General features: G+C 65.2%; 11 protein-coding genes. 6 read left to right on the top strand and 5 right to left on the bottom strand.

Going from position 1 to position 13,612, the window contains the following annotated elements; all coding sequences use genetic code 11:
* The first annotated feature begins 204 nt into the window (after positions 1-204).
* Together grxD and QM612_RS05535 are read left to right on the top strand one after the other, a co-directional pair.
* Complete coding sequence (gene grxD / locus QM612_RS05540) at positions 205-1,128, top strand: Grx4 family monothiol glutaredoxin (RefSeq protein WP_415252898.1); 924 nt, start codon at positions 205-207, stop codon at positions 1,126-1,128.
* A 21-nt stretch (positions 1,129-1,149) separates the two neighbouring features.
* Positions 1,150-1,878: a hypothetical protein gene (locus QM612_RS05535; RefSeq protein ID WP_415252897.1), complete on the top strand. Its 729-nt coding sequence runs from the start codon at positions 1,150-1,152 to the stop codon at positions 1,876-1,878.
* Positions 1,879-2,035: 157 nt separating this feature from the next.
* Here QM612_RS05535 and QM612_RS05530 read toward each other — a convergent pair whose 3' ends face one another.
* A complete protein-coding gene (locus tag QM612_RS05530) occupies positions 2,036-2,812 on the bottom strand; it encodes an AMP nucleosidase (RefSeq protein WP_415252896.1) in 777 nt (258 codons plus the stop codon).
* Between the two features lie 231 nt (positions 2,813-3,043).
* Here QM612_RS05530 and QM612_RS05525 point away from each other — a divergent pair, with 231 nt between their 5' ends.
* The 4 genes from QM612_RS05525 (at position 3,044) to QM612_RS05510 (ending at position 7,284) form a co-directional block, all read left to right on the top strand.
* The gene (locus tag QM612_RS05525; protein ID WP_415252895.1) at positions 3,044-4,444 is read left to right on the top strand and encodes an amidohydrolase; all 1,401 of its coding nucleotides are present in this window, start codon (positions 3,044-3,046) and stop codon (positions 4,442-4,444) included.
* Between the two features lie 80 nt (positions 4,445-4,524).
* Positions 4,525-5,802 carry an amidohydrolase family protein gene (locus QM612_RS05520; protein ID WP_415252894.1) on the top strand — a complete coding sequence of 426 codons (1,278 nt, stop codon included), beginning with the start codon at positions 4,525-4,527 and terminating at the stop codon, positions 5,800-5,802.
* Between the two features lie 117 nt (positions 5,803-5,919).
* Positions 5,920-6,864, top strand: coding sequence for a DegV family protein (locus QM612_RS05515; RefSeq protein WP_415252893.1), 945 nt, complete (start codon positions 5,920-5,922; stop codon positions 6,862-6,864).
* A 75-nt stretch (positions 6,865-6,939) separates the two neighbouring features.
* Positions 6,940-7,284 carry a hypothetical protein gene (locus QM612_RS05510; protein WP_415252892.1) on the top strand — a complete coding sequence of 115 codons (345 nt, stop codon included), beginning with the start codon at positions 6,940-6,942 and terminating at the stop codon, positions 7,282-7,284.
* Between the two features lie 11 nt (positions 7,285-7,295).
* Here the strand turns inward: QM612_RS05510 and fghA are convergent, their stop codons facing one another.
* The 4 genes from fghA to QM612_RS05490 form a co-directional block, all read right to left on the bottom strand.
* Positions 7,296-8,126, bottom strand: a complete 831-nt coding sequence (gene fghA, locus QM612_RS05505) for an S-formylglutathione hydrolase (protein WP_415252891.1) — start codon at positions 8,124-8,126, stop codon at positions 7,296-7,298.
* Between the two features lie 66 nt (positions 8,127-8,192).
* On the bottom strand, positions 8,193-9,302 hold the full coding sequence (locus QM612_RS05500) for an S-(hydroxymethyl)glutathione dehydrogenase/class III alcohol dehydrogenase (RefSeq protein WP_415252890.1): 1,110 nt from the start codon (positions 9,300-9,302) through the stop codon (positions 8,193-8,195).
* Between the two features lie 46 nt (positions 9,303-9,348).
* Positions 9,349-12,066, bottom strand: a complete 2,718-nt coding sequence (ppc, locus tag QM612_RS05495) for a phosphoenolpyruvate carboxylase (protein ID WP_415252889.1) — start codon at positions 12,064-12,066, stop codon at positions 9,349-9,351.
* A 104-nt stretch (positions 12,067-12,170) separates the two neighbouring features.
* Positions 12,171-13,529, bottom strand: a complete 1,359-nt coding sequence (locus QM612_RS05490; protein WP_415252888.1) for a glutamate--cysteine ligase — start codon at positions 13,527-13,529, stop codon at positions 12,171-12,173.
* Positions 13,530-13,612: the final 83 nt, after the last annotated feature.

Raw genomic sequence — 13,612 nt, 5'->3', positions numbered from 1 at the left:
GCGCAGGCACATGCCAGCAAGGTGGCGGCGATGGACGCCACGCGGAATGTCTTCATTTCATGCTCCGGATGGTGGGGATCGGGATGCGCAATGCACGCGCGCAGCACAGGGATACCGACGGCGCGCAAGCGGTTGCACCCACGCCTTCGCGCGAAGCACGCCCGCACCCGCGTAAAATCCGCGTCCCGTCCCCGGAATCCCGCCATGTCCCTCGCTCCTGCCCTGCGCGCCCGCATCGAAGCCCTGCTGGCCGCCGAACCCGTCTTGCTGTTCATGAAGGGCAGCCCGGATGCGCCGCAATGCGGCTTCTCGGCCAAGGCGGTGGGCGCGCTGGAAACCACCGGCGCGTCCTACGCGCACGTCGATGTGCTGGCCGATCCGGAAATCCGCGAAGGCATCAAGCTCTACGGCGACTGGCCGACCATCCCGCAGCTTTACATCGGCGGCGAACTGGTGGGCGGTTCCGACATCATCGTGCAGATGGCCGGCAGCGGCGAACTGCACACCGCGCTGGGCCTGCCCGCGCCGGATCGCAGCCCGCCGCAGATCACCATCACGCCCGCAGCGGCTGAGATGTTGCGGCAGGCCGTCGCCAATGCCGGTGAAGGCTATGCACTGCAGATCGACGTGGATCGCGGCTTCAACGCACGCCTGCAACTGGCACCGCGCGACGATGCCGCCATCGCCACCGAAGTCGATGGCATCCGCGCCCAGTTCGACCTTGCCAGCGCCCAGCGCGCGCGCGGCATGTCGATTGACTGGGCCGATGACGAACGCGGCAAGGGCCTGGTGATCGACAACCCCAACGCGCCGCCGAAGGTGCGCAGCATCACGCCTGCACAGGCGCGCGAGCGCGTGCAGGCCGGCACCCTGACCATCGTCGATGTGCGCCCGGCGGACGAACGCGCGCTGGCGCAGGCACCGGTGGCACATCGCCACTTCGACGACGGCCTGGAAACAACCGAAGCACTGCCGAAAGACACCGCGCTGGCCTTCCTCTGCCATGCCGGCGGTCGCAGCGCGCAGGCAGCGGAGCATTTCCGCGCGCTCGGCTTCCGCGAGGTTTACAACATCGTTGGCGGCATTGCGGCCTGGGCCGATCTCGATCCGGGCGTGCCGCGCTACTGACGCATGTCTTTCCGGCACGCCATGTCACGACTTCGCCCGGCGCATGTCGTCGCCTGGTGCATCGCGCTGGGGATTGTGGTGGCAACGGTGTTCCATGTTGCGCAGCTGACCACTCCGCTTTCGCGTGATGCCGCTTCGGAGCCGTGGATCGCGTTACCGCGTAGCGGGATGGATGCAACGATTCCGGAAATCAGGAAACTGATGTTGAGGGCATATGCATTCGGCAATGAATACGACGGATACAAAACGCTGGCATTCCAATGCGGAGATTTGTATCACGATAGCCCCATCACCGAACGGTATATCGCGCGCATAGGAGAAAGCGCTTTCGACCCATCATGGAAAGTGGTGATGGACATCAAGGGCGACAACATCGACATCACCTGGGGATCAGGCGGCACAGTTCCACCTCCTCCTCCGCCGCCGCCGGGAATTAACAGTGATTCGCAGCTGATCGAACCAGTTTCTACAACGCAAAAACCGCGCGCAGCAATGGAGCGCATCCGGACGCTATGGCAAAACGAAGCGCTTTGGCATGCACCACAGGATGCCGCTGCGTTTGGCTGTCTCGATGGCAACCCTGTATTTCTTGAGGCCTGCGTACACGGTCGTTATGCTGCTCGCGCTCGTAACTGCAACTTACCTGCATTCGACGCCACAGACCAACTCTGGCAAGCCTTCAACGAACTACTACCTCCGCCACCCGAACCGGAATGGCGTGATGCCAAGGGCAACCGCATCTCCCCTTGAGCAGCGCAGCTTCGATATCAACTCCATGGAAGCTCTGATTTTGTTCGTCATCCCCGCGAAGGCGGGGATTCATGGACGTTAACCCATCGAACATCAACGTCCTTGGACTCCCGCCTTCGCGGGAGTGACGAGCAAGCACTATTTGTTCAGACCTTCCCTACTCGTCGAACTTCAAATGCCGCACCGACTTGCCGTTGCGACGGATCAACTTGAGTGATTCGATGCCGACCTTGATGTGATTGCGCACGTAGTCGGCAGACACTTTGGCATCGCTGGCTTCGGTCTTCACGCCTTCCGGGATCATCGGCTGGTCGCTGACCAGCAGCAGCGCGCCGCAGGGGATGCGGTTGGCAAAGCCGGCGGCGAAGATCGTCGCGGTTTCCATGTCGATGGCCATGCAGCGCATCGCACGCAGCTTGTCCTTGAAGGCGTCGTCGTGCTCCCAGACCCGGCGGTTGGTGGTGAACACCGTGCCGGTCCAGTAGTCCAGTTCCATGTCGCGGATGCTGGTGGAGATCACGCGCTGCATGGCGAATGCGGGCAGCGCCGGCACCTGCGGCGGCAGGTAGTCGTCGCTGGTGCCTTCGCCACGAATCGCTGCGATAGGCAGCACCAGATCACCGAGCTGGTTCTTCTTCTTGAGGCCACCGCACTTGCCGAGGAACAGCACGGCCTTCGGGCAGATGGCGGACAACAAATCCATCACCGTGGCGGCGTTGGGGCTGCCCATGCCGAAGTTGATGAGGGTGATGCCATCGGCGGTGGCGCTGGGCATCGGCCGATCAAGGCCCACGACAGGCGCGCCGGTGATCTCCGAGAAATGCGAGAGATAACCACCGAAGTTGGTCAGCAGGATGTGTTCGCCAAAGCCGTCCAGCGGTACGCCGGTGTAGCGCGGCAACCAGTTGTCCACGATTTCCTGCTTGCTCTTCATGCGCGCGCTCCTTTTTGCTGTCGTGCAATTCTATGTTCTTGCGACATCCGACTGCAGGGGAGGCTCTTGTGGGAGCGGCCCATGGCCGCGACAGCTCACTCGTACCCCATGTCGCGCCCAAGGGGCGCTCCTGCAGGAGCAAAGGCGTGCCCATGACCTCGGTCATGGTGACGGCAGGCCGCGCGCCGGGTTAGGGTGCAGGCTTGCATGCCACATGCCGGGGATGAGCCGATGTTGAAACCACTGACTGCCGCGCTGGCGGCGGTGCTGCTGGCCGGGTGCGCCAGCACCGCCACGACCAGATCCAATGCCGATACCGCTGCACCTGCTGCCAATGCCGGCTTCACTGTCGATCCCTATCCCAGCACCTACCAGCGCGTGATGTCACCGCCCGTGCTGTTGCAAGGTGCCACCGTGCTGACCGGCACCGGCCAGCGGCTGGAAAACGCCGACGTGCTGATGCGCGACGGCCGCATCATCGCCGTCGGCAATGCGCTGGACGCACCGGCGGATGCGATCCGCGTGGATGCGCATGGCAAGTGGGTCACGCCCGGCATCATCGACATCCACTCGCACCTTGGCGTGTATCCAAGCCCCGGCGTGAACGCGCACAGCGACGGCAACGAGGCCACCGCGCCAGTGACTGCGCAGGTCTGGGCCGAGCATTCGGTGTGGCCGCAGGATCCCGGCTTCCAGGCCGCGCTGGCCGGCGGCGTGACCAGCCTGCAAATCCTGCCCGGCAGCGCGAATCTGATCGGCGGGCGCGGGGTGACGCTGAAGAATGTCTCTGCCACGACCTATCAGGCGATGAAGTTCCCCGGCGCGCCGTGGGGCCTGAAGATGGCCTGCGGCGAGAATCCCAAGCGCGTCTATGGGCAGCGCGGCGGCCCCTCGACGCGGATGGGCAACATCGCCGGCTACCGCGCCGCATTCGCCGATGCCGCCGACTACATGAAGAAGCGCAAGGCCGGCGGCAAGGACGCGGAGGGCAAGCGCGACCTCAAGCTGGACACGCTGGCCGGCGCGCTGAACGGCGACATCCGGGTCAACATCCATTGCTACCGCGCCGACGAGATGGCGATCATGCTTGATCTGGCGAAGGAATACGGCTTCAGGATTTCCGCCTTCCATCACGGCGTGGAGGCCTACAAGCTGGCCGACCGGCTGGCTGCCGAAGGCGTGTGCGCGGCGCTGTGGGCGGACTGGTGGGGCTTCAAGATGGAGAGCTTCGATGGCATCCAGGAAAACATCGCGCTGGTGGATCGCGTGCCCGGCAGTTGCGCCATCGTGCATTCGGATTCCGAGGAAGGCATCCAGCGGCTCAATCAGGAAGCGGCGAAGGTGATCGCCAACGCGGGCCGCATCGGTATCCACATAACGCCGGAACATGCGATCAAGTGGTTAACCCAAAACCCGGCGAAGGCGATGGGCATCCTCGACCAGACCGGCACGTTGGAGGTGGGCAAGATGGCCGACGTGGTGCTGTGGAACGGCAACCCGTTCAGCAGCTACGCGCAGGCCGAGCAGGTGTATGTCGATGGTGCGCGGCTGTATGACCGACGCGATTCATCACGGCAACCGAGGTCGGATTTCCTGCTGGGACAGGACGTGCTGCGTGGAGGTGTGAAATGAGCGGCGCTTTTGCTCGTCGTTCCCGCGCAGGCGGGAACCCATGGACGTTCGCTGTTCATGCCAAAAGACAACGTCCATGGATGCCCGCCTTCGCGGGCATGACGGCGCTGGTGTTTTCGCTGCTGTCGGGCATCGCCTCCGCCCAGGACTTGTTGATCCGCAACGCCACCGTCCACACCGCCAGCGCACGCGGCACGCTGCAGAACACCGATGTACTGGTGAAGAACGGGCGCATCGCCGCCATCGGCAGTGGCTTGCCTGCCGGCAACGCAGCCGTGGTGGATGCGCAAGGCAAGCCGCTGACGCCTGCGCTGTTCGGCGGCGTCACCGACATCGGCGTGGAAGAAGTCTCCGGCGAATCCGCCACCGTGGACAGCACGCTGGCACTGGGCGCGGGTGCTGCCGACATGCAGGTGCGTCCGGAGTTCGATGTCAGCCTGGCCTACAACCCGGATTCCATCCTGGTGCCGGTGGCGCGGGTGGAAGGCATCGGCTGGACGATGCTGTCTGCAGGCACGCGACCCGGCGGTTCGCTGATCGGTGGACAGGGCGGCGTGGTGCGGCTGGATGGCAGCATGGATGCCATCGGCCCGCGTGCGCTGTTCGTCACGCTGGGCGGCGACGGCGCACGCCTCAGCGGCAACTCCCGCGCGGCGCAGTGGATGCTGCTGGATCAATTGATCGATGAAGTGCGCGGGCGCATCCCGCCGGAATCGAAGTTCGCGCTGCTGACACCCGCGGGGCGCACCGCGCTGGCGAAATATTTTGGTGGCGGTGGCAGGGTCGTGGTGCATATCCAGCGCGCCGCCGATATCACGCGGCTGCTGCGCTGGTCGAAGCAGCGCGGGGTGAACATCGCCCTGCTCGGCGCAGCGGAAGGCTGGAAGGTGGCAGCGCAGATCGCCGCTGCCGGCGTGCCGGTGTTCGTCGATGCGCTGGCCAACCTGCCTGCGGATTTCGACAGCCTCGGCGCGACGCTGGAAAACGCCGCGCGCCTGCATGCCGCAGGCGTGAAGGTGTCGTTCGCGCAGTTCAACGACGCCTCGCACAACGCGCGCAAGATCCGCCAGCTTGCCGGCAACGCGGTCGCCAACGGACTGCCATGGGATGCCGCACTTGCGGGGCTGACCTCGGTACCGGCGAGTGCATTCGGCATCGGTGGCGAGATGGGCAGCATCGCCATCGGCCAGCGCGCCGATCTGGTGCTGTGGAGCGGCGACCCGCTGGATGTCGCCAACATCGCGCAACAGGTGTGGCTGGATGGCCGTGCCATTCCGATGCGCAGCCGCCAGACCGAACTGCGTGATCGCTACCTGCGCCCGGACAACGGCCTGCCGCGCGCCTATCCGGCACATTGACCGCATTCAGCATGCAGGCACCGCAACAGCGGTGCCTGGCCATATCGTCTGGCCAATGGCGGCGCGGCACGAGTTGCGGTAGTTTCAGCAGCCAAATGAAACGGGGGAAGGCGCGTCATGCGGATCGGAATCATTGCGGACTCGGCCTGCGACCTGCCGAATGACTTCTTCGAACGGGAAAACATCACCATCCTGCCGGTCACCATCCAGATCGGACAGGCGGTACTGGCCGACACCCGCAACGAGGAAGCAACGATGAGCTTCCTCAGTGGTGAAACTGCGGCACGTGCATTCGAAGCGGAATCCACCCCGTTCACCGTGCAGCAGGTGCATGACCTGTTCCTCAGCAGGCTGGTGCATGACTACGACTACGTGTTCTGCATCACCACCACCCGCACCCGCAGCGCCATCCACGACAACGCGGTGCAGGCCAGCTACACCATCCTCAACGATTACAAGCCGGTGCGCGCCGCCTCCGGCAACAACACGCCGTTCGCATTGCGGGTGATCGACAGCCAGAACGTGTTTGCCGGTGTCGGCGTGCCGGTGATCGAAGCTGCGCGCATGCGCGCAGCCGGCGAAGCACCGCCGAAGATCCGCGCCCATCTTGAGCGCATCACCGTCAACACGCAGGCCTACATGGTGCCGCCAGACCTGCATTACCTGCGCAATCGCATCAAGAAGCGCGGCGACAAGAGCGTGAGCTTCCTCAGCGCCGCGCTTGGCACCGCGCTGGACATCAAGCCCATCCTCCACTGCAACAAGGGCGAGACCGGCCCGGTCGGCAAGGTCAAGGGTTACGAAACCGCAGCGGAAAAGCTGTTCGAGTTTGCGTGCAAGCGCATCGTGCGTGGCGAACTGATGACGCCCACGCTGAACATCTGCTTCGGTGGCGACCTCGACGACATGCGCAAGCTGCCCGGGTACGAGCGCATGCGCGAAACCTGCGCCGCCAACAACGTGGAAGTGTTCGAAAGCTTCATGGGCCTGTCCGGCCTGGTCAACGTGGGCAGGGGCGCACTGGTGATTGCATTTGCTTCCGAGAAGAGCAAGTTCGAGTAGGTGCCGGCGCGGCCACCACACCGCGCTAACGGTGCATGCCAAAAGCTAGCGGCTGGACACATCCAAAGGACGCTCATGGCCACGCGCTACTACATCCACCTGCCCAATCCCGCCCGCGCACGCGGGGAGGACGCCGACCTCAGCTTCCGTTCGCAGGGGGCCGGCGGTTTTGCCGAGGAACTGCAGGATGCACTGCGCGATGACAGGCTGTTCGAACGCTGGCGCATGCGGCAGGAAGACCCGGACGAGGTCGATCCTGCACTGGGTGCCACCGATCCCGATGCCACCGTGACCGGCAGCCAGGACGATCTGCACATCAGCCTGATCGTCACCACCCGCCTGTCCTCGGCCCTGCTGCGCCAACGCCTGTCACTGCTGGCAGGAAACCACTGGCAACTGCGCGACGTCACCGCCGCCTGATGATGCGCGCATCAGGCGCGCAACGCCGCCGCGTGATGCGCAATGTGTTCGCCGATGAAACTGGCGATGAAGTAATAGCTGTGGTCATGCCCCGGCTGCATGCGCAGATACACCGGATAGCCGGCAGCATCCGCAGCTTCCTTCAATCGCCACGGCTGCAACTGCGTGTCGAGGAACTCATCCGCCTCGCCCTGATCGATCAGCACCGGCAGCTTTTCCGCTGCCGTCTTCACCAGTTCACAGGCGTCGTACTGCTGCCATGCTTCACGATCGTCGCCCAGATACGCGGCAAACGCCTTCTCGCCCCATGGCACCCGTGACGGCGCGACGATGGGCGAAAACGCCGACACGCTGCGATAACGCCCCGTGTTGCGCAGCGCCAATACCAGCGCACCATGCCCGCCCATCGAATGCCCGCTGATCGCGCGCGCATCGGTCACCGGGAAATGCGTTTGAACCAGCGCCGGCAACTCATCGGCCACGTAGTCATGCATCCGGTAATGCGCCGCCCACGGTGGCTGCGTGGCGTTAACGTAGAAACCCGCGCCCTTGCCGAGGTCGTAACCGTCGGCGTCCGCCACCTCGTCGCCACGCGGGCTGGTGTCGGGGCAGACGATGGCGATGCCGTGCTCCGCGGCATAACGCTGCGCGCCCGCCTTGGTGATGAAGTTCTGCTCGGTGCAGGTCAGCCCCGACAGCCAGTACAGCACCGGCACCGGGCCGTGCTGTGCCTGCGGCGGCAGGTAGATGGCGAAGTGCATCTCGCAGCCAAGCACCGACGAGCGATGCCGGTACACGTCCTGCCAACCACCGAAGCAGGCGCGGTGTTCAATGCGTTCCATTGATTGACTCCTTCCCTTCTCCCCCGCTTGCGGGGGAGAAGGTGCCGAAGGCGGATGAGGGGGACATCAGAAATGTACGACGCTGCGAATCGACTTGCCCGCGTGCATCAGTTCGAACGCTTCGTTGATTGCATCCAGCCCCATCGTGTGGGTCACGAACGGCGCAAGCCGAATATCGCCGGCCATCGCTTCTTCCACCATCCCCGGCAACTGGCTGCGGCCCTTCACGCCGCCGAACGCGGTGCCCAGCCACTTGCGCCCGGTGACCAACTGGAACGGGCGGGTGGAAATCTCCTGCCCCGCGCCGGCCACGCCGATGATGACGCTTTGGCCCCAGCCACGATGCGCGCATTCCAGCGCCGCGCGCATCACGTTGACGTTGCCGATGCACTCGAAGCTGTGATCCACGCCCCAACCGGTCATCTCCACGATCACCTGCTGGATCGGCTTGTCGTGATCCTTCGGGTTGACGCAATCCGTCGCGCCCATGTCGCGCGCCATCTCGAACTTGGACGGATTGGTGTCGATGGCGATGATCCTGCCCGCCTTCGCCCGCTTCGCACCCTGGATCACCGCCAGGCCAATGCCGCCAAGGCCGAACACCGCAACCGAATCACCTTCGGCCACCTTCGCCGTGTTCTTCACCGCACCAAGGCCGGTGGTCACGCCGCAGCCAAGCAGGCAGACCTGCTCGTGGTTCGCTTGCGGGTTGATCTTCGCCAGCGAGACTTCTGCAACCACGGTGTATTCGCTGAAGGTGCTGCAGCCCATGTAGTGGTACAGCGGCTGGCCTTCGTAACTGAAGCGGGTGGTGCCATCCGGCATCACGCCCTTGCCCTGCGTTGCGCGCACCGCGGTACACAGGTTGGTCTTGCCGGACGTGCAGAACAGGCACTGCCCGCATTCCGCCGTGTACAGCGGGATCACGTGGTCGCCCGGCTTGACGCTGGTCACGCCCTCGCCCACTTCAACCACCACGCCCGCACCTTCGTGGCCCAGCACGCAGGGGAACAGGCCTTCCGGATCGTCGCCACTCAGCGTGAACGCATCGGTATGGCAAACGCCGGTGTGGGTGATCCTCACCAGCACCTCGCCCTTGCGCGGCGGCTCGACGTCGATCTCGACGATCTTCAGCGGCTGACCAGCGGCGAAGGCAACGGCAGCGCGGGATTTCATGGGCTCAGCTCCGGATCAATTCGATGCCCGCATTGTAGGGCGACGCTCAGCCGGTGTTCTGGATCCCCGCCGAAATCCCGTTGACCGTGGAGACCAGTGCGCGACGCAGCGCTTCATCCTCGCGCCCGCTTTCGCGCCAGCGGCGCAGCAGGTCAACTTGCAGCAGGCTGATCGGGTCAACGTAGGGGTTGCGCAGGCGGATCGACAGGCGCAAGCGGTAGTCGTCGGCCAGCAGCACGTCGCGGCGCTTGATCGCGAGGATGGCATCGCAGGCGCGCTCGAACTCGGCATTGATGGCGGGAAAGAACGCCGCGTGCAATTCGTCTCCGGCCAGTTGCGAATAACGCTCGAAGATGTCGAGGTCGGATTTGGCCATCAGCATCTCGACATCGTCGATCATCGCCGCAAAGAACGGCCAGTCGCGCGCCATCGCCGTCATTGCATCCAGCCCATGCGTGTCGATGCCGTGGCGCAGCGCAGTGCCGATACCGTACCAGCCGGTCAGGCCGGAGCGGTTCTGCGACCACGCAAACACCCACGGGATCGCGCGCAGGTTGGACACGCCGCCGTCGCGGCGGCGCGATGGGCGCGAACCGATGTGCAGGCGCTCGATCACGTCGATGGGGGTGGCTGCGCGGAAGTACGGGGTGAAGTCCTCGCGTTCGTGTACCAATGCGCGGTAGTGCGCACGCGACACCTGCGCGAGTTCTGCGGCAATCGCACGCCAGGCGTCTTCGCGCGGTTCCGCTGGACGCGGGCGCAATGAGGCGCGCAGCACCGCGCTGGTCATCTGCTCCAGGTTGCGCAGCGCCAGCGCGCGGATGCCGTACTTGCGGTGGATCACCTCGCCCTGCTCGGTGACGCGCAGGCGACCATCGACGGAACCGCGCGGCGCAGCGATGATCGCGCGTTCGGTCTTGCCACCGCCGCGACTGACCGAGCCGCCGCGCCCGTGGAAGAACACCACCTGCACGCCGGCATCGCGCGCCAGTTCCAGTAGTTCCACCTGCGCACGCTGCAAGGCCCAGCGCGAGGCGAAGATGCCGCCGTCCTTGGCGCTGTCGCTGTAGCCCAGCATGATGGTCTGGCGGTCGCCGCGCGCGGCAAGATGGCGGCGATAGACGGGATCCTTGAACAGCGCGCGCATCGTCGCCGGCGCGGCTTCCAGATCATCCACCGTCTCGAACAGTGGTGCCACGTCCAGCGGCACTTCATCTTCAACCGTGCAACCGGCGATACGCGCCAGCGCCAGCACCGCCAGCGCATCCGCCGCGCTGCGCGCCATGCTGATGATGTAGGGGCCGAAGGCGTTTTCGCCCAGCGTCGCGCGCAGTTCGCCAACGGTGCGAAACACGTCCAGCGTGGAAGTGGCGGTTTGCGCATCCGCTGTTGCCGGTGCATTGCCTGCGATCAGCGCATGCAGGCGGTCGATGCGCGCAGGCAGCGGCAATGCCACCCAATCGATGCCGCCTTCCAGCGCGCCCAGCGCATCGTCATGCACCGCCGAATCCTGGCGCAGGTCGAGCGCGGCCATGTGGAAGCCGAAGCTGCGCGCGCGCCACAAGACGCGCTGCAGGGCGAAGCGCCCGGCGTGCTCGCCGCGATGCGCGGCAAGGCTGGCATCCATCAATTCAAGGTCATCGATGAAGGCGGCGGCATCCGGATACGCGCCTGCACCGCCGCTGCGGGTGGCATCCAGCCGCGCACGCATCGTCCACAGCAGTTGCCGGTACGGCATGTCGGCCAGACGCGGGCGGACGCGCACCGCACCTTCCGGCAGCAATGCGCGATGCGCGGCCGCGCGTTCCAGGATGCGTGCATCACAACCGGCCTGCCCATCGCTCTGGGTGAGGATATCGCCCAGCGTGCGCAAGTCGGACTGGTAGCAACTGATCGCCAGCAAGCGCTGTGCGGTGAGCGCATCGCGAATGGTGGCGGCACCCACGTTCGGGTTGCCGTCCATGTCGCCACCCACCCATGTGCCGAAGCGCAGCAGCGGCGGCAGTTCGATGCGCTGCCCATACACCGCCTGCACGGCATCGGCAAAGGCTTCGTGGAAGACAGGCAACACGCGGTACAGCACCGAGGACAGGTAGAAGCCGATGTGCTCCACCTCATCCGCCACGCTGGGCTTGAGCGGTGGCGCTTCATTGGTTTGCCACGCGGTGGTCAGCGACTGGCGGATGCGCGCGTCGTCGGCACCGCGCTCCGGCGGGGTGCGGGTGCGGTCGATGTCGGCAACCAGTCGTTCAACGATGGTGCGCTCCTTCAGCAGCAACGCGCGCCGCACCGCCTCGGTGGGATGCGCGGTGAACACCGGCTCGACGCACATGCTGCGCAACTGCTGCTGCAATTCGTCCAGCGTCACGCCATCAGCGCGCAGCGCCAGCAATGCGGATTCCAGCCCGCCCGGCTGCGGCGCGCCGCCCAGCCGCTGGTAATCGCGGCGGCGACGGATGCGATGCACGCGCTCGGCGATATTGGTCGCGCCGAAATACGCCGCAAACGCACGCACCAGCGCTTCGGCATCGGCTTGTGGCACGTCGGCCAACTGCGTTGCCAGCGCGTCCACCGGCTCGCCTTGTTCGCGCCGCGCAATCGCGATGCGCCTGACCGCCTCCACCCGTGCAAGGAAATCGGGCGACACCTGTTCGCCCAGCATCTGCCCGACCATCGCGCCCAGCCGGCGCACGTCCTCGCGCAGCAAGGTGTCGGACGGGGCGAACTCGAGTTTTTCGCGCAACGGCAAAGGGGGCGGGGTCATGCCCGCAGGCTAACGCGATTCCTGTTGCAATGCAGCATCAGTTTCCGGCGTGACCATTGCCGCGCGGCATGTCGAAATGCCGCTGCTCGCGCGCGCCACCGACTTCAGTACGCAAACTCGCGGAACACCGGGTCCACGCTGCCCTTCCACGGGCCGTGGAACAGTTCCAGCTTGCGCTCCGCCGGGGTCTGCCCGGCCTCGGCGATTTCCATCAAGGTATCGATGAAGCCGCTTTCATCGCTGCCGCAGGCATCGGCCCTGGCGCGGCGGCGCAGGCCGGCGTGCGAAATCTTCAGCGCCTCGCGGGCAAGGTCGAGCACCGTGCCATCACGGAACGGCAGCTTCAGCGCGTGTTGCGGCACGCCATCGCGCAAGGCATGGCGCTCGGCCATGCTGAAGTCCTTGACCAGATCCCATGCCGCATCCAGCGCGGCATCGTCATACAGCAGGCCCACCCAGAACGCGGGCAGCGCGCAGATGCGGTTCCACGGGCCGCTGTCGGCACCGCGCATTTCCAGATATTTCTTCAGCCGCACTTCCGGGAAGGCGGTGGTCATGTGGTCGTTCCAGTCGCGCAGGGTGGGCAGCGCGCCGGGCAGCACGTCGAGTTTGCCTTGCAGGAAATCACGGAACGATTTGCCACTGGCGTCGATGTATTCGCCAGCGCGGTAGCTGAAATACATCGGCACGTCGAGCAGGTAATCGACATAGCGCTCGTAGCCGAAGCCATCCTCGAACACGAAATCCAGCATGCCGGTGCGGTCGGGGTCGGTGTCCGTCCAGATGTGCGAGCGGTAGCTGAGGTAGCCGTTCGGCTTGCCTTCGGTGAACGGAGAATCGGCAAACAGCGCGGTGGCGATGGGTTGCAGCGCCAGCGAGACGCGGAACTTCTTCACCATGTCCGCTTCGTCCGCGTAATCAAGATTGACCTGCACCGTGCAGGTGCGGGTCATCATGTCCAGGCCCAGCTGGCCGACCTTCGGCATGTAGGCGCGCATGATCTTGTAGCGGCCTTTCGGCATCCACGGCATTTCATCGCGCGCCCACTTCGGCTGGAAGCCCATGCCGAGGAAGCCAAGTTGCAACTCGTCGGCAACTTCGCGCACTTCGCGCAGATGGCTACCGACTTCCTTGCAGGTTTCGTGGATGGTGGAAAGCGGCGCGCCGGACAGTTCCAGTTGGCCGGCCGGCTCCAGCGTGACCGAGGCGCCGTCCTTGTGCAGGGCGATGACGTGGCCGTGTTCGTCATAAGGCGTCCAGCCGAAGCGGGTCAGCCCTTTCAGCAATGCTTCGATGCCGCGCTCGCCGTCGAATGTGGGCGCACGCAGGTCGTCGAGGCGGAAGCCGAACTTCTCGTGCTCGGTGCCGATGCGCCATGCGTCGCGCGGTTTTTCGCCCGCGGCCAGCACTTCCACCAGTTGGCGGCGTTCGGTGATCGGGGTATCGGCGCTGGTTGCGGGCATGGGCGGCTCTGGCATCGGTTGCCGCAGCATAGCCCGCGCCGTCGCTGGCGGGCAGCCCGCGCACCGGCCTTCAGTGTTCCGGC

This window comes from Thermomonas sp., assembly GCF_047606765.1.
GTDB lineage: Bacteria > Pseudomonadota > Gammaproteobacteria > Xanthomonadales > Xanthomonadaceae > Thermomonas.
This window is presented reverse-complemented; position numbering and strand designations above follow the sequence as displayed.